The sequence below is a fragment of the Peptoanaerobacter stomatis genome, from assembly GCF_000238095.2.
Lineage (GTDB): Bacteria > Bacillota > Clostridia > Peptostreptococcales > Filifactoraceae > Peptoanaerobacter > Peptoanaerobacter stomatis_A.
This window is the reverse complement of the sequence record NZ_JH815226.1, coordinates 62,498-87,245: the sequence shown is the minus strand read 5'-3', so window position 1 is coordinate 87,245 and position 24,748 is coordinate 62,498. Positions and strand designations below refer to the sequence as shown.

The 24,748-nt window shown below is 28.7% G+C and carries 21 protein-coding genes and 1 other annotated feature; of the genes, 19 read left to right on the top strand and 2 right to left on the bottom strand.

Annotated elements, in window-relative coordinates; translation table 11 throughout:
• Positions 1-46 precede the first annotated feature (46 nt).
• Complete coding sequence (locus tag HMPREF9630_RS08755) at positions 47-2,518, bottom strand: putative bifunctional diguanylate cyclase/phosphodiesterase (RefSeq protein ID WP_009528152.1); 2,472 nt, start codon at positions 2,516-2,518, stop codon at positions 47-49.
• A gap of 320 nt (positions 2,519-2,838) precedes the next feature.
• Here HMPREF9630_RS08755 and HMPREF9630_RS08750 point away from each other — a divergent pair, with 320 nt between their 5' ends.
• The 8 genes from HMPREF9630_RS08750 (at position 2,839) to xseB (ending at position 8,911) form a co-directional block, all read left to right on the top strand.
• The gene (locus HMPREF9630_RS08750) at positions 2,839-3,504 is read left to right on the top strand and encodes an RluA family pseudouridine synthase (RefSeq protein WP_009528286.1); all 666 of its coding nucleotides are present in this window, start codon (positions 2,839-2,841) and stop codon (positions 3,502-3,504) included.
• A gap of 22 nt (positions 3,505-3,526) precedes the next feature.
• Positions 3,527-4,162: a precorrin-8X methylmutase gene (locus HMPREF9630_RS08745; RefSeq protein WP_009528151.1), complete on the top strand. Its 636-nt coding sequence runs from the start codon at positions 3,527-3,529 to the stop codon at positions 4,160-4,162.
• Positions 4,163-4,345: 183 nt separating this feature from the next.
• Positions 4,346-5,482: a cobalt-precorrin-5B (C(1))-methyltransferase CbiD gene (gene cbiD / locus HMPREF9630_RS08740; RefSeq protein ID WP_009528150.1), complete on the top strand. Its 1,137-nt coding sequence runs from the start codon at positions 4,346-4,348 to the stop codon at positions 5,480-5,482.
• Positions 5,483-5,677: 195 nt separating this feature from the next.
• On the top strand, positions 5,678-6,388 hold the full coding sequence (locus HMPREF9630_RS08735; RefSeq protein ID WP_009528149.1) for a YebC/PmpR family DNA-binding transcriptional regulator: 711 nt from the start codon (positions 5,678-5,680) through the stop codon (positions 6,386-6,388).
• Between the two features lie 131 nt (positions 6,389-6,519).
• Complete coding sequence (locus tag HMPREF9630_RS08730) at positions 6,520-6,846, top strand: Asp23/Gls24 family envelope stress response protein (RefSeq protein ID WP_009528148.1); 327 nt, start codon at positions 6,520-6,522, stop codon at positions 6,844-6,846.
• A gap of 1 nt (position 6,847) precedes the next feature.
• Positions 6,848-7,495, top strand: coding sequence for a transcription antitermination factor NusB (gene nusB / locus HMPREF9630_RS08725; protein ID WP_009528147.1), 648 nt, complete (start codon positions 6,848-6,850; stop codon positions 7,493-7,495).
• The gene (gene xseA / locus HMPREF9630_RS08720; protein WP_009528146.1) at positions 7,492-8,682 is read left to right on the top strand and encodes an exodeoxyribonuclease VII large subunit; all 1,191 of its coding nucleotides are present in this window, start codon (positions 7,492-7,494) and stop codon (positions 8,680-8,682) included. The genes nusB and xseA overlap by 4 nt, the downstream gene beginning before the upstream one ends.
• Positions 8,683-8,719: 37 nt before the next feature.
• On the top strand, positions 8,720-8,911 hold the full coding sequence (xseB, locus tag HMPREF9630_RS08715; protein WP_009528145.1) for an exodeoxyribonuclease VII small subunit: 192 nt from the start codon (positions 8,720-8,722) through the stop codon (positions 8,909-8,911).
• Positions 8,912-9,077: 166 nt separating this feature from the next.
• On the opposite strand, the gene HMPREF9630_RS08710 is transcribed toward xseB, so the two are convergent.
• Positions 9,078-9,812, bottom strand: a complete 735-nt coding sequence (locus HMPREF9630_RS08710) for a hypothetical protein (RefSeq protein ID WP_242824701.1) — start codon at positions 9,810-9,812, stop codon at positions 9,078-9,080.
• A gap of 709 nt (positions 9,813-10,521) precedes the next feature.
• Here HMPREF9630_RS08710 and potA point away from each other — a divergent pair.
• The 11 genes from potA (at position 10,522) to HMPREF9630_RS08655 (ending at position 24,284) form a co-directional block, all read left to right on the top strand.
• Positions 10,522-11,577 (top strand): spermidine/putrescine ABC transporter ATP-binding protein, encoded by a 1,056-nt coding sequence (gene potA / locus HMPREF9630_RS08705; RefSeq protein WP_009528143.1) that lies wholly within the window; start codon positions 10,522-10,524, stop codon positions 11,575-11,577.
• Positions 11,570-12,412 carry an ABC transporter permease gene (locus HMPREF9630_RS08700; RefSeq protein ID WP_009528142.1) on the top strand — a complete coding sequence of 281 codons (843 nt, stop codon included), beginning with the start codon at positions 11,570-11,572 and terminating at the stop codon, positions 12,410-12,412. The genes potA and HMPREF9630_RS08700 overlap by 8 nt, the downstream gene beginning before the upstream one ends.
• Positions 12,406-13,203 (top strand): ABC transporter permease, encoded by a 798-nt coding sequence (locus HMPREF9630_RS08695; protein ID WP_009528141.1) that lies wholly within the window; start codon positions 12,406-12,408, stop codon positions 13,201-13,203. The genes HMPREF9630_RS08700 and HMPREF9630_RS08695 overlap by 7 nt, the downstream gene beginning before the upstream one ends.
• A 31-nt stretch (positions 13,204-13,234) precedes the next feature.
• Positions 13,235-14,290: an ABC transporter substrate-binding protein gene (locus HMPREF9630_RS08690; protein ID WP_009528140.1), complete on the top strand. Its 1,056-nt coding sequence runs from the start codon at positions 13,235-13,237 to the stop codon at positions 14,288-14,290.
• A gap of 439 nt (positions 14,291-14,729) precedes the next feature.
• Positions 14,730-15,734 carry an ABC transporter ATP-binding protein gene (locus tag HMPREF9630_RS08685; RefSeq protein ID WP_009528139.1) on the top strand — a complete coding sequence of 335 codons (1,005 nt, stop codon included), beginning with the start codon at positions 14,730-14,732 and terminating at the stop codon, positions 15,732-15,734.
• Positions 15,734-16,675, top strand: coding sequence for an ATP-binding cassette domain-containing protein (locus HMPREF9630_RS08680; protein WP_009528138.1), 942 nt, complete (start codon positions 15,734-15,736; stop codon positions 16,673-16,675). The genes HMPREF9630_RS08685 and HMPREF9630_RS08680 overlap by 1 nt, the downstream gene beginning before the upstream one ends.
• On the top strand, positions 16,675-17,637 hold the full coding sequence (gene opp4B, locus HMPREF9630_RS08675; protein ID WP_009528137.1) for an oligopeptide ABC transporter permease: 963 nt from the start codon (positions 16,675-16,677) through the stop codon (positions 17,635-17,637). The genes HMPREF9630_RS08680 and opp4B overlap by 1 nt, the downstream gene beginning before the upstream one ends.
• 10 nt (positions 17,638-17,647) lie before the next feature.
• Positions 17,648-18,589, top strand: coding sequence for an ABC transporter permease (locus HMPREF9630_RS08670; RefSeq protein ID WP_009528136.1), 942 nt, complete (start codon positions 17,648-17,650; stop codon positions 18,587-18,589).
• 191 nt (positions 18,590-18,780) lie between these two features.
• Positions 18,781-20,601: an oligopeptide ABC transporter substrate-binding protein gene (locus HMPREF9630_RS08665; RefSeq protein ID WP_009528135.1), complete on the top strand. Its 1,821-nt coding sequence runs from the start codon at positions 18,781-18,783 to the stop codon at positions 20,599-20,601.
• A gap of 430 nt (positions 20,602-21,031) precedes the next feature.
• Positions 21,032-23,056: a diguanylate cyclase domain-containing protein gene (locus HMPREF9630_RS08660; protein ID WP_009528285.1), complete on the top strand. Its 2,025-nt coding sequence runs from the start codon at positions 21,032-21,034 to the stop codon at positions 23,054-23,056.
• 454 nt (positions 23,057-23,510) lie between these two features.
• Entirely contained in the window at positions 23,511-24,284 is a 774-nt protein-coding gene (locus HMPREF9630_RS08655) for a sulfite exporter TauE/SafE family protein (RefSeq protein WP_009528202.1), read from the top strand.
• 161 nt (positions 24,285-24,445) lie between these two features.
• Positions 24,446-24,688, top strand: a binding site (T-box leader).
• Positions 24,689-24,748: the final 60 nt, after the last annotated feature.

Below are 24,748 nucleotides of genomic sequence, written 5' to 3'. Positions count from 1 at the left end.
ACAATATTATTTTTTAAATCATTGAAATTTATTAAGATTTATAAAACTAATCTTCTACAGAATTATCAAATCCGAGTTCAGGTATTTTTTCAATATCTTCAGCCGACATAGGCTTGTAAAAGTAATAGCCTTGCATTTTTTTAAGGTCATGAGCAATTAAAAAATCGTATTGCTCTTTTGTTTCAACACCTTCTGCTATTATATCTATATCAGTACCTTTACATAATTCTATCAACGCTACTATTATAGCTTCATCTTTTGTATTACTTCCTATACCGTTTATAAAGCTCATATCAACTTTCATTCCGTTTACAGGAAGTGAACGAAGATAATTTAAAGAAGAGTAGTTTATACCGAAATGGTCGATAGTTATATTTATTCCGAAACTTTTCATATAGTTGAGCATTTCTATAGATGTTTCAATATTTTTTGCTAAATATTTTTCATCTATTTCTATGCTTATTTTTTTAGGATCTATTTTTGTGTTTTCTAAGATTTTTGACATATTTGTATATATGTTGTCTTGTCCGAATCTTTGGGCCGAAAAGTTTATGGAGATATTGAAATCTTTCCCTTTACTATTCCATTTTTTCAGCTGATTACACACCTCGTTTAGAACCCATAAAAATATATTAGATATATAGCCTGAACGTTCTGCTATAGGTATAAATACATCAGGGTATATAAGTCCTTTTTGAGGATGAAACCATCTTATAAGCGCTTCAAGCCCTACAATAACAACTTTTCCGTCTATATATTCCATTTTTGGTTGGTAAAACAGCTTGAATTCATTGTTATTTATAGCCAATATCATATCATTTGTAAGATCAAATTCCTTTTTTATATTGCTGTGATTTTCTTTTTCGAAAATTGCAAATGAATTTTTTCCATTTTCTTTGGCTTTATACATAGCTATATCGGCATGTTTTATAAGGGTTTCTATATCTTTTCCTGCATGTGGATATACTGAAAATCCTATAGATATCGAAGTATTAACAATCTTATTATCCAATAATATAGGCTCTCTTAAATTCTTTAATATTTTAGTGCTTAATTTATTTATAAGATATTCAGGGCTGCTTCTATAATTTTTTACAAATATTAAAAATTCATCTCCGCCAACTCTTGATATTATACTTGTATCGGGAACTGATAATTTTAATCTTACAGCTATTTCTTTTAAAATTTCATCCCCCATAGTGTGACCGAGTGTATCATTTATATTTTTAAAGTTATCCAAATCGAGATATATGACTACATGTCGGTTTATAATAGGGTTGGAATCCATTATTATATTGTGAGCTATTTGTGAGAAAAATGTTCTGTTGTATAAGCCTGTTAGAGAATCTGTTGATGATATTTGGAGCATTTTACTTTCAGAATCTATTCTTCTTTTTATTTCTGTATTTAATTCGTTGTTTATATTTTCTAACTTTTGAGTGCTCTCTTTTATCAGCTTTTCCAAATTTTTATTTATGTTTTCTATTTTCTTTTGTGATTCCTGAATTATTCCTATATCTAGTATAGTTAATATATCAAAAGGTTCATATGCAGAGCTTTCTTCAAATTGAAATTTGTTGCACAGCACATTTACAGTTTCAGGAGAATCAAGTTTTTTTAACTTGAATATTTTGCTAAAGAATTTATCTTCTTCAAAAATTTCTTTTGGAAATATATTTTTAGCCGTTTTTGAAGGTAATATTTTATTACCTTTTTCACCCAAAATATTAAAAAACATAGCATTTACATATTCTATTTTGCCGTTATACATAAGGCATATTGCTTCCGGAGATTTATCAAATGCCTGCAAGAGTAAATCTGATGTATTTATACCAAGTAAATCCAAATTTTTTATAGCATAATATATGCAAGATATAGGTAAAATACTTAAAATAAAATTACTGTTAAGGCTATATACACCGGAAATCTTTGGAATAGATATATCTGTAACAAACACATATACTAAATAAGTAAATATGGACAATACTAAAAGAATAGATGATTGTTTATCTCTTTTTTTAGCAGAATTAAAATACAATTTAATAGTTAAGGCTAATATGAATAAAGATATTAAAATATAATATGCAGAATTCATATAAAATACAAAATCGTTAAAAACCAATCCGTGAACTATAAGATTTGAGTCTATATATAGAGTTGCGCTATTTGCAGAAATAGAGTTAGATATAGATACAATTATAGTAAAAATGAAAAATATTCTCATTATTGAAACATATATTATATGCTTCTTATATTGAAGATTTATTATAAAATCAAGTAAGCAAAGTATAGTAAAAGGAAATATACTTTTAAATATATAAAATAAATTCAAAAGTAATATGTTGTTGGTATATTGTATATGCGATATCATTGCTATGATGCAAAAAAAAGCATAAAACACTGAAAAGAATATAAAACCACGTTTAAGCAGCATATCTGATTTTTGCATATAAACATCTGTCGCAAGAAATAGGAATATATATATTAAGAATAAAAGCAAAAAATATATATAAGGCATATTTAAAATCTCCTAAAAATATAAAAACAATTTACATTTACTTTTACATTATACCATAATTATTAATATATTTATCAAAATTTTTAAGAATTTACTTACAATTTATAATTATATGACATTTATAGTTTTTTTGATGAATTATTATGTAAAAAAATATAATTTCTAAACAGTACTTTAATGATTTGTACAGTATTAATTTTAGATTTAATCCTTGTAAAAATCCATTTAATTTTATAAAATGGGTATGATAGTAAAAATTAAACTTTTTTGTAGTAAAAAACATATGGTTAATTTTTAAAATATATTGAAAAGGAATATTTATGTACAATTTGAATATTATATATGAAGACAATCATATAATAGTTGTGGATAAAATAGCAGGTGTACTTTCACAATCTGATGATAGCAATGATATGGATATGCTTACCCTTGTAAAACGCTACATAAAAGAAAAATATAACAAACCTGGCGAAGTATTTTTAGGACTTGTTCACAGATTGGATACAGTTACCTCAGGAGTTATGGTATTTGCAAGAACTTCAAAGTCAGCTTCAAGACTATCTGAACAAATAAGACAAAACAATATGAAAAAAACATATTTAGCTGTTTTTGAAGAAGAAATAAAACAAAAACGAGGCAACTATACAGATTATCTTTTAAAAGATTCAAAAAAAAATATAGTTACCGTTACTAAAGATAAGAATAAAGGGAAAATAGCTGTATTAAACTATGAAGTGTTAAATATAAATAAAGGCAGAACACTTGCTAAAATAGAGCTTATTACAGGACGTTCACATCAAATAAGAGTGCAATTTTCGTCAAGAGGCTATCATATATACGGTGATGCAAAATATGGAGCAAAAAATAAAGAAAAAAAAGCTATTGCACTTCATTCATATGAACTTAGTTTCATACATCCTACTAAAAAAGAAGAGATGACATTCATATGTGAACCCAAAAGATACCCGTTTGATGATATGATTTAAAAAAATATAAAAAGGATAGATTATGAATTATATAAAAGACCCTAAAGCTATAGAGAAAAAAAGTTTTGAAATTATAAGTGATATAATAGAAAATGAGCATAAAGGCTATAAATTTAGTAGTGAATTTGAAGAAAAAATTATAAAAAGATGTATACACACATCGGCAGATTTCGACTATTTGTATAATCTGAAAATATCACCTGATTTTGAGCAGGAAATAAAAAAAGCCATAAGAGATAAGGCTACTATATATACCGATACTACAATGGCTATGTCCGGAATAAGCAAAGTTACGTTGAAAAAATATGGTATAGATATAAAATGTTTTGTTGCTGATGAAGAAACCAAAGCTCTTGCACAAAAACATAATATAACACGTTCAATGGCAAGCGTTATAAGAATATTTGAAGAAAAAACACCTAAAATAATAGTAGTTGGAAATGCACCGACATTTTTATATAAAACAATAGAGTTATACAATATTGATAAATCAGATGTGAGAGCTGTAATAGGAGCACCTGTTGGCTTTGTTGAAGCTAAAGAATCAAAAGATATGTTATATAAAACAAATATAAACTATATAGCAGCTCTTGGAAGAAAAGGCGGCAGTAATATAGCGGCGGCAATAATAAATGCAATATTATATTCGTTTGAATAAAGATTATAATAATTATTTTATTAGAGTGAAGTAATTTTGACATATCTTATACTAATATTTTTTATAATTATACAGAAATATATTTCAATTAATTTTAAATTCGTTGATTTTTATTGTATTAAAAAGTTTTTGTTTGTCCTGCATATAATTGGATATTAGTATTAATTTAAATAAGAGGAAAAAATGGACAATTCAATCAAGAAAAACCTTGAAGAATTTTACGAAAATCAACTTGGATATGTGGATTCAAATGGAAAAAAACTTAGACGTGGAATCACAACTGGTACAGTTGCTACAGCAGTTTCAAAGGCAGGAGCTTTATATTTTTTAGAACAAAAAGAACTAAAGAGTATAGAACTTACATTGTATGATGGCAAGAATATACAAGTATTATTGGAAAGATATGAAATAAAAAAAGATGAGGTAACAGTATATTCACGAAAATACGCAGGAGATGATATAGACGCAACAAATCTTGCACTTATATATGCAAAAGTGAATAAGAGAAACGATAAAAATATAAATATAACAGGCGGAAAAGGTGTAGGTGTTGTAACACGAAAAGGGCTTGATGCAAATATAGGTCAAAGCGCTATAAATTCAAAGCCTAAAGAAAATATTATAAGAGAGATAAAATCTATAACAGATATAGGATTTGACATAGAAATATGTGTGGAAAACGGAGAAGAAATAGCGAAAAAAACTTTTAATGAAAGACTTGGAATAATAGGAGGAATATCAATAATAGGCACAACGGGTATAGTTGAACCTATGAGTGTAGAAGCCATGAAATCATCCATATCAAAAGAAATAAATGTAAAAATTCAAAACTCTGATAATATTGTACTTGCGTTTGGCAATATGGGTGAAAAAGCCTTGAATTTGATGGGCATATCATCGGAAAAAATATGTATATGCAGTAATTATATAGGATATGCGTTGGAACAGATAGTGACCTATAATCATATAAAAAAAGTTTTGATAGCCGGAAATTTCGGTAAAGCAGTAAAATTGGCAGGTGGAATATTCAATACGCACTCACATATAGCAGATGCAAAAAATGAAATAATTGTAGCAAATCTTGCTTTGATGAAAGCACCATATGAACTTTTAAATTTGGTTATAAATTCCAATACTACGAGACAAGTAAATGAATATATAAAAGAATATGGTTTTGAAAAAGTTTATGACATATTGGCGCAAAAAGCGTCTCAAAAATGTGAAATATCGATAAAAAATCAATTTAAAACCTATGTTTTAATGTTCGACTATGATAATAACAAGTTGAACGATTTGACTAATATTGACGATTTTAAGTAATATTTGTATAGTTATATATACGATGGTTTTATTAGATTTATAATATTTATAATATTTTTTGAGTATATACTTGAATAAACTCACATTTCATAATTATAAAAAATAAAACTGTCACCTTTAACAAATATTTTACAACAAACTTATTTTATGGTAAAATTGCTATTGCAATAATTTTATTTTTAGGGAGGTAATATAGTGGGTCGTTTACACACTATCGAAAACAGAAAAGGCAAACAAGATGCCAAAAGAGCAAAAATATTCACAAAATATGCAAGACTTATAGCAGTTGCTGCAAGAGATGGAGGAGCAGACCCTGAATATAATGCGGCACTTAAAAATGCAATAGATAAGGCAAAATCTGAAAATATGCCTAACGATAATATAGATAGAGCAATTAAAAAAGGTGCAGGCGGTGGAGAAGGAGATAATTACGAATCCATAGTATATGAAGGTTATGGTCCTGGTGGAGTGGCTATGATAGTAGAAACTCTTACAGATAACAAAAACAGAACAGCAGGTAACGTAAGACATTACTTTGATAAAAATGGCGGCAACTTAGGAACAACAGGCTGTGTATCATTTATGTTTGAGAGAAAAGGTGAAATAATAATAGAAAAAAATGACAGCATAAATGAAGATGAGCTTATGGAAGTATCTCTTGAAGCGAATGCTCAAGATTTTGTTACAGAAGAAGACTGTTACGTTATATATACCGATGCAGCAGATTTTCTTGAAGTGAAAAAAGCATTGGAAGGTAAAAACTATGAGTTTGTATCAGCAGATGTAAAATTGATACCTGCAAATTATACAACTATAGATGAAAGTAATGAAAAAATGATGGAAAAATTATTGGACTCATTGGAAGATGATGATGATATCCAAAATGTGTTCCACAACGCAAAATAATAAAATATTCAACTTTAAAAATATAATATTCAGCTTCAAAATCACATCATATTTTGGTGTGATTTGAGTTGTTTTATAATAAAATTTTTAATGTCTTTTAAGTGTGAACAATAAAAAAGGAGGCATAAATAATGATAAATACAGATTTAGGAGAAGTAAAGATATCACGAGAAGTAATAAACACTATTGTAAGATTAGCTATGAGCGAAATTGACAGTGTCAGCAATATACCAAAAGATGCTACAAAAAAAATTCATACTAAATTGCCAAAAGTGGAAATAGAAAATAATGAAGTAAAAGTCAATGTATATGTAAGTTTTTATTATGGAAGCGAAATAAAAAAAGAAGTGGAAAAATTACAAGAAAATATAAAAAATTCAATAGAGACAATGGTAGAGCTTAAAGTATCTGCTGTAAATGTATATGTATACGATATAGTGCCAAAGGAAGAAAACTAAGATGCAGCTTGAAGAAAAAAATATACAAGATATGAAGAAGAAAATGACAAGAAAAACACAAAGACAGATAGTTATGAAGATAATATATCAGATGAGCATAACCGGAGATTATTCAAAGGTTGACAACATATATGTAGATTACAGAAAAAAAGATGAAAACAAAGAGATAGATGCGAGCAATATAGAGGATTTTGATAATATAGACCATATAAAAAAATTAATTTCAGATTTTTCGGCTTCTCATATAAAAGATGATTTTGACATTGAAGAAATATCATCAAATGACGGTAAGATATTGTATAAAAATAGCGGAAGAAATGAGTATTTTAAAGAGAGCTTGGAAGAGTATGATGATATAGATTATCTTAAAAATATGATGGATTTGTTCATAAAAAATAGACAGCATATAGATGAACAGATTGAAAAACTGCTTTTTAACACTTGGAAGATAGGAAGGCTTTCAAAGATAGATTTAGCCATACTTAGAACAGCAATATTAGATATAGAATATATGAATATACCTTATAAAGTTGCTATAAATGAAGCTCTTAATATGGCAAAAGAATATTCAGATGAAAAATCCTCAAGCTTTATAAACGGTGTATTAAAAGAATATGCACAAAATTCTGATAGAGAAATTGAAAAATGAAATTAAAAACTTTAACAGTATCACAAGTTAATGATTATTTGGCAAATTATATAGGTACAAATCCTATATTTTCAAATATGTCGGTTGGAGGAGAAGTTTTCAATCTCAAAAAAACCGGATATGGATATACTTTTTTATCGCTTAAAGATGATGAATCAAAGCTAAATGCAATAACGTATTTGGAAAAATTTGATGTTCAAGAAGGCGATTTTATAACTGTAAGTGGAAAGATAAGCTTTTATAAGAAAAGCGGAACATATTCTATAATAATAAACAGTTATGAAAAAAAAGGGCAAGGTAATAATTATGAACAGTTTAAAATATTATATGAAAAATTGGAAAAATTAGGTTATTTTAAATATGAATTAAAAAAACCTATAATAAAATTCCCTCAAAAAATAGGTATCATAACTTCTGCAAAAGGAGCTGCTGTAAAAGATATAATATCTGTGATAACCAGAAGATATCCTAAAGTTTCACTTATTATTTATGACTCGAAGATGCAAGGAATAGATGTTGAAAATAATGTAATTCAAGGAATAAATACTCTGAGTGATTTAAGCGTAGATACAATAATAATATCAAGAGGTGGCGGAGATACAGACGATTTAAGCGTGTTCAATTCACAACTTATTGCAAAAGCTGTATTTGACTGCGACATCCCGATAATATCAGCTATAGGACATGAAATTGATTATGTGATATGTGATTTTGTTGCAGATATGAGAGCACCTACGCCTTCTATAGCAGGCGAATTATCAGTTCCTAATCTACAGGAAGTATATGATACAATAGACAATTTTGAAAAATCAATCAAGATTTCATATAAAAATATAATAAACCTATATAACTCAAAGATTGATTCATACAGATTTTTGATACAAAGCAACACACCATATAAAAAGATAAATCAAAAAAAGTTATCATTATTAGAGTTGACATCATTTATAGAGCAGGCTTATAAAGATAAAATTCAAAGCTATAAAGATAGACTTTTTTATATAAGTTCCATTTTGCAAGAAAATAACTACAATAATATATTGTCAAAAGGCTTTGCGCTTGTAGAAAAAGATGATGTATTTATAAAAACTGTAAAAGATCTTGTATTGGGAGATAAACTTACAGTAAGATTGGAAGATGGAAATATAAGTGTAGTTGTAGAAGACATAAAAAATATTATAAAATAATAATATTTTTAAATGAAGATTTTTAAGGAAGAAAAATATGCCTAAAAAAACAAATGATTTTGAAAATAATGTATTGAGATTACAGGAAATATCAGAAAAAATATCTATGTCAGACATATCGCTTGAAGAAGCGTCAAAGCTTTATGAAGAAGGTATGAAACTTAGCAAGATGTGTAAAAAATATTTGGAAGAAAAAGAATTGATAATAGAACAAATCAATAAAAACTAAAAAACATATCACTTATTTTGGTATGTTTTTTAGTTTTTATACTATTCTCTAATAAAATTATGGACAATTTGTATAATTATATAACATTAGTACACATAGTCTATCGGAAAAATTAATTATTATGTTTTTCTATTATTCTATTAATTTTTAGTGTAAGAGAGTAGTATCAGTCAGTTATATTTATTACTTTCTTTATAAAATCAATATATTTGTCATTATGTTCTAAAAACTCCTGAAGATGTGTCATTCCTTTTTTTATATAAATGTTTGATTTATTGTAATGTAATTTTATATAATTTATGGATTTTTTGGAGAAGTCATTTTCACCATATCTTATATACAGTTTGTTCTGCTTGATTTCCTGTATTTTTGGAAAATTAAATCTTATAGTATCCTGTATTATATATTTTAAAGATATTTCATCGAATTTGTCTACCATATTTAAGAATATATCCACATTATCTCCTAATGCCGTTTTTAATATATCTTTATATTCATTTGCATAAGAGTTCGAATTTGCTCTTTCTTTTAAAAATACGGATGTTATAAATTTTTCTTTTATAAGACCAAGATCAAGCATAGGGGTACTGTCCAATATGCAATAATCAAATTTTATTTTATTATTTGCATATAATTTGATTGCTGTCATTCCGCTAAGCGATAGCGAAAATAAGATTTTAAACCCTGTAATGTTTTTTTCAGATAACAGATTTTCTATCTTTATAGCATTGTTAAAAGCACCTTTATAAGAAATTTTACCATCTTCATATTCTAAATTTATAATGCAAAATGAATAAGTTTGTTTTAAATTATCTACCAAATTATCAAAAATACTTTTTTCAAAGCCTATAGGGCAAATTATCAAAATTTTAGGAAGATTTACATTTCCTATGAAATCCATAAACATATTATCTCACTTTCCAAATTAATGTAATGTCATAAAATAAGCGTGTTATTGATTTTTATAATTTTTTATACTCATTTTTTTAATGTATATTACTGACACTTTTACGATTTGATACCGGTATTCATTTAGTTAATGTATAGAATATAGTGTATATTTTTTACTCTTAATAAATATGCTTTATTTAGCAATAAATTTTTAAAAATAAGAATATTCATTATAGTATTAATTTTTAGTATAAATTAACAGTATAATACAATCATTATATAAAAATATATCATATATTAAGAAAATTTTATATATTTTTTGAGAAAATTATTATTGAAGTTTAAAAAATTTAACAATAAAAAAATGATTGACAAAACCTGTGTCAACAATTAAAATTGTAATAAATATGGAATGCACTTTTTCTCCTCTTTTATAAAGTGCACAAATGTTTAAAATTCAGTGAAAACTGGTTTTTCGTTTGAAATAGTTTTAAAATTTTTATGGTTTTAAAACAGAGTTAAGCAAAACATAATATAGTTTGCTTAATGGTTAGTTAATTAATCATACAAGGCATTTTAGAAAACTATAGTTTTTAATGGAATGGGTTGTAAAACTAAATATATGGCAAGATTTTAAGTATTTAGTTTTTTAAAATGTTTTTATTATTTTGAAGTGTATGATTTATTAATTTTCAAAATTATATCAAGGGGGTAGTTAGTTGGCCAATATAATAATAGACTTAAAAGGTATATCTAAGTCGTATGACGGCAAAGATGCTTTAAAAGATATCAATCTCTACATCAGGGAAAATGAGTTTATAACTCTTTTGGGTCCAAGCGGATGTGGTAAAACTACAACGCTTAGGATTATAGGCGGTTTTGAATATCCTGATAGTGGCGATTTATTTTTTGCGGGGAAAAAAATAAATGATCTTCCGCCTCATAAAAGGGCAATAAATACAGTATTTCAAAAGTATGCACTCTTTCCTAATATGAATATATATGAAAATATTGCTTTTGGGCTTAAATTGAAAAAAGTTGATAAAGCTGTTATAGATGAGCAAGTACAAAAAATGCTGAAATTAGTAGATTTAAAAGGTTTTGAAAAAAGATCTATACATTCTTTATCTGGAGGACAGCAACAAAGGGTAGCAATAGCAAGAGCACTTATAAACAAACCTAAAGTCTTATTACTTGATGAGCCACTTGCTGCATTGGATTTAAAACTTAGAAAAGATATGCAATATGAACTTAAAACTATGCAAATGGAGCTTGGAATAACATTTATATATGTTACTCACGACCAGGAAGAAGCACTTACAATGTCGGATACCATAGTTGTTATGAATCATGGGGTTATACAACAGATAGGTACACCGGAAGATATATATAATGAACCTAAAAACAGGTTTGTAGCTGATTTTATCGGAGAGAGCAATATAATAGACGGAGTAATGCTTAAAGATTATCTTATATCTTTTAATGGTGCTCAATTTCCATGCCTTGATAAAGGTTTTAGAGATAATGAAAAAGTGGATGTTGTGATAAGACCTGAGGATATAAGTATAATAAAGCCTGAAAATGCGAAAATAACAGGTAAGGTTACAGATGTTGTTTTCAAAGGTGTACACTATGAAGTTATAGTTGTAGATGAAAATACTAATTTTGAATGGATGATACATACAATCCATATAGCTAAAGTAGATACAACAGTAGGACTTGAATTTATTCCTGATGCCATACATGTAATGAAGAAAGGGGATAAGGATGAATAAAAAAAGTCTTTTGAGTACCCCTTATATACTTTGGACATTATTATTTACCATTATTCCGCTAATAATAATATTTATATTTTCTGTAAGCTCATCCAATCAAATCGGAGAAATCTCTCTTGATTTTACAATAGACAAATATAAGCAGTTTTTTGAACCGATATATATTGATGTGTTTTTTCGCTCTGTAAAACTATCTTTATATTCCACGATTGTCTGTCTTATAGTAGGTTATCCTGTAGCTTATATAATAGCAAATAAGGGATTGAAAATTAGGAATTTTTTGATAATTTTTATATTGTTGCCACAGTGGACCAATTTTTTGCTTAGAACATATGCGTGGATGTCTATACTTAAAGATAACGGACCTATAAATTCTTTTTTACTAAGAACAGGTATTATAAATGAGCCGCTTACACTGTTATATACTGATGGTGCTGTGCTTATGGGTATGGTATACAATTTTTTGCCATATATGATATTACCGATATATACTGTTATTTTAAAAATTGACAAAAATTATATAGAGGCTGCAAGAGATTTGGGTGCTAATACAGTTACAACGTTTAGAAAAATAATATTTCCACTAAGTATGCCTGGTGTGGTTTCCGGAATTATAATGGTATTTATGCCTGCCATATCTACATTTGTAATATCGGACTTATTAGGTGGAGGACACAGTATGCTTATGGGTAACCTCATACAAAATCAATTCTTGGCGGCAAGAAATTGGCAGTTCGGTTCTGCAATTTCTATGATATTGATACTTATAATATTAATATCAATGCTTCTTCTCAATAAATATTCAGGTGATGATACAGGAGGGGCATTATGGTAAAGAAAACTAATTTATTTTCAAATATGTATTTGTTTTTTGTACTGTTGTTTTTGTATTTACCCATAGTTGTGCTTATTGTATTTTCATTCAACAAGTCTAAATATGGTGGAATCTGGACAGGATTTACATTAGACTGGTATAAACAGTTGTTTAAAGATAAGTCAATAATATCATCACTTTACAATACATTTTTTGTGGCTGCTGTATCATCAATAATATCTACAATAATAGGAACCTTAGCATCTCTTGGGATACAGTCGATGAGATCCAATTATAAAAAAGCTATGATGAACCTTAGTTATATATCTATGATAAATCCGGATATAGTAATAGGTGTATCATTAATATCATTTTTTTCATTGTTCAAGTTTTTAAAATTAGGCTATGCCACACTTATACTTGCGCATATAACTTTTTGTTTACCGTATGTGGTTTTTGCGGTATTGCCCAAATTACAACAGCTTAATCCAAATCTTTCGGAAGCTGCTCAAGATTTAGGTGCTACGCCTATACAGACATTTTTTAAAGTTGTATTGCCTGAGATAAAACCTGGAATTTTAAGCGGGGCGCTTATGGCATTCACATTATCACTTGACGATTTTATAGTCAGCTTTTTTACAACAGGTTCAGGAATAGCTACTTTGTCAATAAAAGTGTACTCTATGACAAAAAGAGGTGTTTCGCCTAAGATAAATGCACTTACAACACTTATGCTTGTAGTTATAGTGGCACTTATGGTGGTATTGCAATTAAGAACAAATAAAATGGAACAGGAAAAAAATAAATTATAAAGTATTATTAAAAAATATAGGAGGTAGAGATTTGAAAAAAATTTTTATATCAATTTTGCTATTAACATTATTTTTAACAGGATGTTCATCTAACAACAGTGATGAAGGAACAAAAAAATCAGATATAACATTAAATGTTTACAACTGGGGAGATTTTATAGATCCTGATGTTATTAATATGTTTGAAGAAGAAACAGGTATAAAAGTAAATTATGAAAATTTTAATAATAATGAAGAATTATTGGCAAAAATAGAGGCAGGCAGTACAAATTATGATGTTCTGTTCCCTTCAGATTATATGGTTGGAATAATGAGAGAAAAAGGATTGTTGCAAACACTTGATTATAGCAATATTCCAAATGCCAAATATATAGATGAAAGATTTGTAGGGCTTAATTATGATCCTAAGCAGGAATATAATGTACCGTATATGTGGCAAACAGTAGGTATATCATATAATTCCAAGGTTGTAACTGACCCTGTAGACTCTTGGAATATATTGTGGAATGAAAAATATAAGAGAAATATAATAATGCTTGACTCATCAAGAGATACAATAGGTATAACTTTGAAAAAATTAGGATATTCTTTAAATACAAAAAATGATAAGGAACTTGAAGAAGCAAAGGAAGAACTTATAAAACAAAAAGAATTGGTAAGTTCATATCAAGTAGATTACTATAAAACAGCTTTAATAGGTGGAGAAGCTGATATGTCATTGGCATGGTCCGGAGATGCAATGTATATAAAATCAGAAAATCCTGATTTTGAATACTCTATACCGAAAGAAGGTACTAACGTATCAATAGACTGCATGGTTATACCTACACAATCACTACACAAAAAAGAAGCTGAAATGTTCATAAACTTTATGAATAAACCCGAAGTGGCGGCTAAAAATGCTGAATATATAAAATATTCATCACCAAACTTGGAAGCTATAAAACTTCTACCTGATGAAGAAAAAAATAATCCTCAAATGTATCCGGAAGGTTCAATAGAATCTTTGGGAGAGATATTCATAGATTTGGGAGATTATAATCAGGTATATGACAAGATATGGACACAAATAAAAACAGCAAATTAGATTTATAATATAAATGAAACGATAAATAAAAAATAACTATAAAAAATGCAATATAATTAATGGTATGCAATAATAAGTTCATTCATATTATATTGCATTTTTTTTTAAAGTAAAGTAAAATGTAATGCGAACATAAAAAATATTTATAAAATTTTTGTTTTATACTGATACTATTATCTAATTAAATATATCTTTTTTAATGTAATGTTCAAATTATTTTGTAATCTAAATTGATAACCCATTTATAAGCATATTCTTTGAAGGTATTTATAAAAAAGTGTATGGTACAAAATATATTTAAGCATACATTAATTGTAAATTTTATATAATTTATGATTTTAAAAATATAAATTTTTAAGTCATAATTATAATACGATTTTAATCAGTCTAATAGTATTATAAAAATACTCGCTAACAAAAATTATACAGTAGGTGAAAAATGGAAGAAAAAACAGCTTTATGCGAACTTAGACATCTTCACACTGCATTTCGAATAAAAGACAACTATTACGATGCGGTTGATGATGTGGACCTCACTATATATTCAAATGAAGTACTCGCTATAGTGGGAGAGTCAGGTTGTGGTAAAAGCACACTTGCTACAACAATAATGGGCTTACATAATCCAAATTATACAAAAGTATCCGGTGAAGTGGAATTTGAAGGTCAAAACATATTGAATATAAGTGAAAATGAATATAATAAAATAAGAGGCGGAAAAATAGGAATGATATTCCAAGATCCTTTATCCGCATTAAATCCTCTTCAAAGAATAGGAAATCAAATAGAAGAGGCACTTATATATCATACGGATTTAGATGTAGACAAAAGAAAGCAAAGAGCATTAGAGCTTCTAAAGATGGTAGGTATAGAAAACCCTCAAAGAATATACAGACAGTTTCCGCATCAATTATCAGGTGGTATGCGTCAAAGAGTTATAATAGCTATAGCACTTAGCTGTAAACCCAAACTTGTAATAGCAGATGAGCCGACAACAGCTTTAGATGTGACTATACAAGCGCAAATATTGGATTTGCTTACTAATTTGCAAGAAGAAATAAAAGCCGGAATAGTTCTTATAACACATGACCTTGGAGTAGTTGCTCAAATGGCGGACAGAGTTGCAGTAATGTATGCAGGTCAGATTGTTGAACTTGCCTCAAGTGAAGAATTGTTTTCAAATCCGCTTCATCCATATACAAGAAGTTTATTAAATTCAATACCTCAAATGGATGCTGAAGATGGAAAAGAACTGCATGTAATAGAAGGAATGGTGCCTTCACTTAAAAACTTGCCGAGAGAAGGTTGTAGATTTGCCTCAAGAATACCACATATATCTGAATCATCTCATGAAGAAAATCCTGTATTACATGAAGTACAACCGGGGCACTTTGTTAGGTGTACTTGTTGGAAAGACTTTTATTTTAAAGAGGAGGATAATTGATGAGCTTACTTGAAATAAAAGATTTAAAAGTGCATTATCCTATCCGTGGAGGATTTTTTAATAAAATAGTAGATCATGTTTATGCGGTAGACGGTATAAATATGGTAATAGAAGAAGGAAAAACCTATGGACTTATAGGAGAAAGCGGTAGTGGAAAATCTACTGTGGGCAAAACTATTGTAGGTTTAGAAAAGGCAACATCCGGACAAATTTTATACAACGATGAGAATATATTAAATGCCGAAGTAAGAAAAAAAATAAAATATAACAGAGATGTTCAGATGATATTTCAAGATTCCATGTCCAGCTTAGATCCTAAAAAAAGAGTGCTTGATATATTAGCCGAACCAATTAGAAATTTTGATAAACTCGATAAGAGAGAGGAAAAATTAAAGGTATGTGAATTGTTGGAAATAGTAGGTATGCCAATGGACTCCATATTTAAATATCCGCATGAATTTTCAGGTGGACAAAGACAAAGATTAGGAGTAGCAAGGGCTATTGCCTGCAAACCGAAACTTATAATTGCAGATGAGCCGGTATCGGCGCTTGACTTATCGGTTCAGGCACAGGTATTGAATTATCTTAAACAAATTCAAAAAGAGTTCAACCTTTCATATATATTTATATCCCATGACCTCGGTGTAGTAAAGCATATGTGTGATTATATCTATATAATGCACAGAGGACGTTTTACAGAAACAGGGAATAAAGCAGATATATATAAAGATCCAAGACATATATATACTAAGAGGCTTATTGCATCAATACCTCAGATAAATCCGAGTTTAAAACATGAATTGAAAGATAACAGACAAAAAGTCGATGCAGAATTTGAAAAATATTATAGTGAGTATTATGATGAGTCCGGAAGAGTATATCCTTTAGAAAAAGTTGGAGAAACTCATTATGTAGCGATGAAGAAGGGAGGAAATAACTGATGTGGAAGACTATATTTCGTAGAATACTTATAATGATACCGCAACTGTTTGTACTTAGTATATTAGTATTCATATTGGCAAAACTTATGCCAGGAGATGCACTCACAGGTTTATTAAATCCCAATATAGATCAAAATGTAGTTGAGCAACTTAGAATAGAAGCCGGTTATTATGATCCATGGTACGTACAATACGGAAGGTGGATTACAAAAGCTATGCAAGGCGATTTTGGAATGAGTTATAACTATAAACTTCCTGTTATGTCAGTAATAGGCGTACGTGCCATGAACAGCTTTGCACTTTCATTATTCGCAATTATAATAATGTATGCGGCATCTATACCAATCGGTATTTTTGCCGGTAAAAATCAAGGTAGTAGATTCGATAAAACAGTTGTATTTTTTAACTTTTTTATATTTGCAATACCTTCATTTGTAATGTATTTATTTTTCATTTTGATATTCGGGTACAAACTAAAATGGTTTCCTACAATAGGTTCGGTATCATCAGATGTTGTAAAAGGCACATTTGCTTATTATATGAGTAAATTACATCATATGATAATGCCGGCCATATGTATAGCTATAATAAGCTCTGTAAGTACAATACAATACCTTAGAAATGAAGTAATAGACGCAAAGACACAGGACTATGTAAAGACAGCGAGAAGCAAGGGAGTACCTATGCAAAAAGTATATACTCATCATATATTCAGAAACTCTCTATTACCTATAGCTGCATTTTTCGGTTTTCAAATATCAGGATTGCTCGGAGGCTCTGTAATAGCCGAATCAATCTTTAACTATCAAGGTATGGGTAAATTTTTCTTGGAATCAATACAAACTCGTGATTTCAGTGTTGTTACATCTTTAATATTAATTTATGGATTTTTGTTTTTATTAGGCTCATTGCTGTCAGATATAACAATGAGTATAGTAGATCCGAGAATACGAATAGAATAGAGGTGTAGCAGTGGAAAATATACAAAATAAAAAAATGAATATAGAAAAACAATTAGAGATATTAGAGGCAAATCAAAAAAAAGAAACCCCTATGGGATTTGCTGTAATACTCAGGGAGTTTAAAAAAGATAGACTTGCAACAGTATCTTTTTGTATAGTCGTGTTGCTCATAGCTTTTGTATTTATAGCTTCAATGTTTATAAATATGAAAGAGCTTGGAAGAGTAGATATATTAAGAAAATATGATGTTCCATCGTTTAACAATTTTTGGGACATATTAGGTAGGGATGCCGGCGGTAGAAGTATAATAGGATTGCTGATAGTCGGAGCGAGAAATTCTTTGATTGTAGGTTTTTCTATAACTATACTTACATCAACAATAGGGCTCTTTACAGGGCTTTGTATGGGATATTACGGTGGAAGAGTTGACTCTGTTTTGATGAGAATAGTAGATTTTATAGGTATATTACCTACAATGCTTATAATAATAGCATTTGTATCAATAATACCGACTTATAACTTGTTTTCATTTATATTTATTATGACAGCATTTTATTGGACAGGAACAGCAAGATTGGTGCGTTCAAAAGCACTTTCTGAAGCAAGAAGAGATTATGTAAGTGCTTCTAAGACTATGGGAACAAGCGATTTGGAAATAATGTTTAAAGAAATATTACCTAACATATCATCAATAATAATAGTAGATGCAACATTGGCATTAGCAGGAAATGTAGGAATAGAAACATCACTTAGTTTTTTAGGATTCGGTTTGCCGGCTTCTACACCTTCGTTAGGTACTCTCATAGCATATGCTTCAAAGCCTGAAATCATACAATATAAATTGTATGTTTGGCTACCTGCGGCTATATTATTGCTTGTGATAATGCTTTGCATAAATTATATAGGACAGGCATTAAGACGTGCATCAGATGCAAAACAGAGATTGGGTTAATAATAAACAAGTTTTTATATAGTAGTGTATATATTGAGTTTCAAATAGTTTTTTAAATTCATCAATACATATATTTCAAAAACGGTGTTTTTATTTAATATATCAGATTTTTACAGATGAGTTTATGATTATATCAAATAAATATATACAAAACTATTTAAAATATAAATTAAAAAAGGAGGAATTTAATAATGAAGAAAAAATGGTTCAAAGGCGTAGCAACAGCTATTGCTTTAACTATGACATTGACAGCTTGCGGTAGCCCGAGCGCTACACCTGACAAAAAAGAAGAAACTGCGAAATCAACTTCTTCGATAGAAGAAAAATATCCGGGACTTATTGAAAATGAAGGAGAGGCAGTAGACGGAGGTACATTAAAAGTAGGTCTTGTATCGGACTCACCTTTTAAAGGCATATTTAATGGATACTTATATACTGATAATAGTGATAATGTTATTATGAAGTATACTATGAATGGGGCTTTTCCTATAGATGCTGATTTCAAGCTTATAGCTGATAGTGATGAAACTCCTATAAAATTAAGCATAGATAAAGAAGCTAAAACAGTAAACTACACTATAAATCCTAAGTTCAAGTGGTCAAACGGAGATCCTGTTACAACAGCGGATATAGTAAAATCTTATGAAATAGTAGCAAACCAACAATATATATTGACTGCTAAATCTGCAAGATATGATTCAGACATGAAGGTTATTGAAGGAATAGAAGATTATAACGAAGGAAAAGCTGATAAGATATCAGGACTTGAAGTTATAGACGATGCAAATATGAAGATACACATTAAACAGCTTACACCTAATATGTTATGGGGTGGAGGATTTGTATCAGAGTTTGTAAATGCAAAACAATATGAAGGCATAGCAATGGATAAAGTCACAGAATCAGATGCACTTAGAAAAAATCCTTTATCTTATGGACCATATGTTATAAAAGATATAATTCAAGGTGAAAAAGTTATATTTGAAGCAAACCCTTATTATTATAAAGGCGAGCCGAAAGTTAAAAAAGTTGAGATAGAAATAGTACCTCCATCTCAACAAGTAGCTGCAATGCAAGCGGGTAAATATGATATTTTATTTAACGCACAGGCAGATGTGTTCCCTCAATTAGAAGAACTTGACAATATCAAAATAGCTACAAGAATGGATTTGTATATGTCATATCTTGGATTTAAACAAGGAAAATGGGATTCAGCAAACAATAAAGTTATAGTAGATCCTAATGCTAAGATGAATGATGTAAATCTTAAAAAAGCAATGGCTTATGCAATAGATAACAATGCTTTGGGAGAAAAATTCTATAATGGCTTGAGATTCAATGCAGTAAGCCCTATACCTCCTGTATTTTCAACTCTACACGATCCTCAGATGACAGGATATGAATATGATTTGGAAAAAGCTAAATCATTACTTGAAGAAGCAGGATATAAAGATGTAAATGGTGACGGTGTAAGAGAAGGAAAAGACGGAAAAGAATTTAAAATAAACTTTGCAATGATGAGCGGTTCAGAAATACAAGAGCCGTTATCACAATACTATATGCAACAATGGAAAGAAATAGGATTAGATGTAGAATTGGTAGATGGAAGATTATTAGATTTTAATATATTCTATGACAGATTGACAGCAGATGATCCTGGAATTGATGCGTTTATTGCAGCATTCGGCTTGGCATCAGATCCTAATCCTTCAGGACTTTACAGTTCAGAAGCTCCATTTAATCTATCAAGATATACATCACAAACTTTAGATGATGCATTAAAAGCATTAGGAACAGAAGAGGCTATGGATCCTGAAAAAATGCCTGCACTTTATCATAATTTTGAAAAAGTGTTCTTTGACGAAGCGCCATCTATACCACAGGCTAACAGAGTTGAATTCTTACCTGTAAATAAGAGAGTTAAGATGTATACATTTAGTCATGATGACACAAGTGGTTTTGATTGGTCTAAGGTAGAGCTTACAGCGGCTGAGCCTATAGCAGCAAAATAATAAAATTCAAAAAATTTAAAAATAAGTTTTTGAAGATGAAATAAACATAAAAAAGAGATAGTACTCCGTGTACTATCTCTTTTTTATGTTTATACATATAATACTATTTTTTGAATACTATTCTCCATTTGAAATACCATATATATCTACTACATCCTTCAATATTTTTATTGATTTTTAGTATTAAATAGTGGGTAGTATAAGAGTTATATTTCACTGCAATATTTTTTTAATACTCTAATAAATGTCATAGATTTATTTATTTTATAAAGTAATTGAAAAAATATATTCTTTTTTTATAATTTATGATATACTTTATTTAAATTTTTTATATAATAGATTAATTGATAAATCAAGCTAAAGATTTAGGTTTTTAATCGCATATAGGATTAAAAACTATTGCAGCATATCAAAGGAGAACTAAGGCTTTATGCAAGGAGTATTGGAGTTTATCATAAAAATAGGTTTTATAGTATCTATTATGTTATTATCAGGATCAATAAACAATCGTATAAAAAATAGAACATTAAATTCAATAGTCCAGGGAATAGTGTTTGGAATAGTTGTTATCGTGGATATGTCCGTACCTTTTGTTGTGATGAGAAGCGAAAGTAGTTTTGATGTGAGAGAAGTCTTGATAAATATTTCCGGTATATTCTATGGTCCACTTGGTGGAGGAATAACTTCGCTTGTTGCATTTGTTTTTAGAGCGTATAGACACACTAACGGAACTATACCTGCACTTGTAGATATTGTTTTGACATATATATTTACTGTGATTGCTTATAAGAAAATTGAAGGTAAAAAAATTTCTCCAAGAGATATATTTATATTATCATTTTTAACCAATTTTGTAAGTATAATTGCTATACTTATAAATTCACATAATCGAAATGTGGATAGTATACCGCTTTATATAGCTATAATGATAATATATCCTATTGCGACGGTAATATCTGCGGAGCTTATAAAAACCATCAATCTAAAAAATCACCTTATGAAAGAGCTTATAGATAGTGAAGAAAAGTTGCAATCACAAAATAAACAGTTGCAAGGAACCGTTTTAGAAATCAGAAATAAGGAATATCTCTTGAAAAAGAGCGAGGAAATGTTTAAAAATATATTTTTAAATTCTTCAGACGCCTCTTTTGTTTTGGATAAAGCTGTAATAATTCAGGCAAATAGAGAGAGCTTATATCTTTTGAATTATGATAACAAAAAAGAACTTATAGGCAAATCCGTACTTGATTTTTTTTATGACAATCAAAAAGAAGAGTTCTTACAAATATTAGAAGAAGTGTTAAACGAAAAAGACATAAAAAAATGTGAGCTTTTGATGAAGGATAAGAACAATATCGATATTGATGTCGAGGTTACTATAAGCAAGGTAAATTTTTCTAATAAAGATTTTGCCTATATGTCTTTTAGAGATATAAGACTTAGAAAGTCTAAAGAAGAAGAGCTTGTCAAAAAATCTCAGGTGGATATACTTACAGGTGTTTATAATAGAGTATATCTTAATGAATATGTTATAAACCTTAAACCTGAGCAATATCCGATAGGAATTATTGTAGCAGATTTAAACGGACTTAAACTGATAAATGATTTTTTTGGGCATAGCAGAGGAGATACAGCTTTGGCTGATACGGCATCTGTATTGGCAAAAATGACACCTGAAAACGGATTTGTAGTGAGAATGGGTGGAGATGAATTTACAGTTATTTTTAATAATACATCGAAAGAAGAGATTAAATCATTTGTAGAAAATACGCTAAATGAATTTAAAAATAAAAAAGTTTTTTATGGTGAATTATCTGTATCTATGGGAGCAGCTATCTCTTATAATGAAAACGAAGATATTGTAAAAACAATGAATTTAGCAGATAAAGAGATGTATGAGATAAAAATACTTGAAAGTCAAAAATTTAAAGAGAGATTTTTGGAAATAATTTACAACATATCTCTTGATAATAACAGATTTAAGAAAACTTATAAAAATTGCATAGAAGAATGTTGCAGAAAACTGGCATATGCAATTGATCTTGATGAAACAACTATGGAAAATCTGATGTTGTTGACAAAATATTATGATGTAGGAGATATTTATTTAGAAAGTAAATCATTTGAAGTAAGTGCTTTTGAAAACACATACAATCTTACTAAACAAATATCAAAGACAATGGATATATCACTTGCGATATTATATTTTATGGAAAATTGGAACGGTAGCGGAAAATATCGTATAAAAGGGGAAGATATACCTCTTATATCAAGAATACTTCGCATAGTTAACGACTATTATTATGAACTGGATATTGCACATAAAGATAATAAGATATTGTCAGATACTGATGAGAATGATGTTGCCGTTGAAAAATTGCAACGAAAAAAAGCCGAGTTTTATGATCCGTATTTATTGGACATTTTTATGAATTTAGAAAAAGATTCCGAATAAGATTATATAAAAACGCATTAGGAATAATATATGTGTTTAAAATGTAATTAAAAGAATTGTAATAAGCCTGAAAAGTATTGTATCTTCTACTCTTCGGGCTTATTGTCCTGATACGTTTATTTTATTGATAATGTCTATACTGATTTCTAATAGAATAATAGATAGTTTATATTAAGAAGTCCATAAATAATGATGTATTTTATTAGATTTACAAAGTATTATTCTTCTGTGATTCTATTGAGTTTCAGTATTATACTGATATTCGTTTAATTAATAGATAAGATGTATATAAGTTTTTTATTTTGACTATATAATTTTACTTAGCTAATAAATTCTTAAAAACAATAATATCAATTATTATATTAAATTTACACATTTTTTCTTTTGTTCTATTGAATTTTAGTATAATATTGAGTATATAGGTGTTCTATAAATATTTTTTAAGGGGATTATTATGGTTGCAACTCATTTACTTGCTATATTGTGTTTTTTGACGTTTCTTGCAGGATTTATAGATTCTATTGCAGGAGGTGGAGGTCTTATATCTCTGCCGGCATATTTATTCATAGGCTTACCAATACATAATGCGATGGCGTGCAATAAATTTTCTGCAGGTGTCGGTACTACTTTTTCTACATTCAGATTTTTTAAAAATAAGGTACTCGACTGGAAAGTGGCATTGGTATCAGCTATAAGCTCGTTTACCGGATCATCTATGGGTACGAATTTGGCTTTATTGATAGACGAAAAATTGTTGAATAAAATATTTGTGTGTGTTTTGCCTTTAGTTGCCGTATTTATATTATTAAAAAGAGATTTTGGAGATGAAAATAACTCTGATTCAATACCCAAAATAAAAGCTTACATATTAGCATTTGTAATAGGGATTATAATAGGATTTTATGATGGACTTATCGGTCCGGGGACAGGGACATTTGCAATAATAGCGTATTGCTTGATTATGAAGTATGATTTAAGAACAGCGTCCGGTAATGCAAAAATGCTTAACTTTGCATCTAATTGTGCCTCTCTCATAGCTTTTATATACTCTGGTAAAATATTATATGCCATAGCAATTCCGGCTGCAATATCAGGGATAGTAGGTAATTATATGGGAGCAGGTTTTGCAATAAAAAAAGGAGCAAAATTTATAAGACCTATGATGATAGTTGTAATAGTATTACTGTTTGCCAAGATGTTTTTAGATGTTTTTGGGAAGATGTTTTAGTCTTATTGATATTTTTAAAAAGAAAAACAGTAAATTATATTAAGACAAATAATAAATTAATTTTCAAATATTTTTATGATATTATTGTAAAATCTTAAAAAAAACTTAAATATTTATTGACAAAATAAATTTATTATTGTATTATTCTTTAAAGCAAAAGAATAAAGACTTTGAAAAAGAGAAAGATATCAAGTATACTTACAGAGAGCCGTATCAGGTGAAAGTCGGCAGTTTAACGAGATATGTAATATTCACTTTTGAGTTCCCAGTTTTAAAGCATTAGCGAGTAGAATTGGGCGGAGGCTTACCGTTATATAAGCGGAAATTGATGGATTTCTTTAAGTGATGAATTTTATAATTCATAATTTGGGTGGTACCGCGGAGATTGTATCTTCGTCCCTATGTATTTGATTACATATGGACGGAGATTTTTTTTACTCAAATTTTAATTTATAAAAATTCAA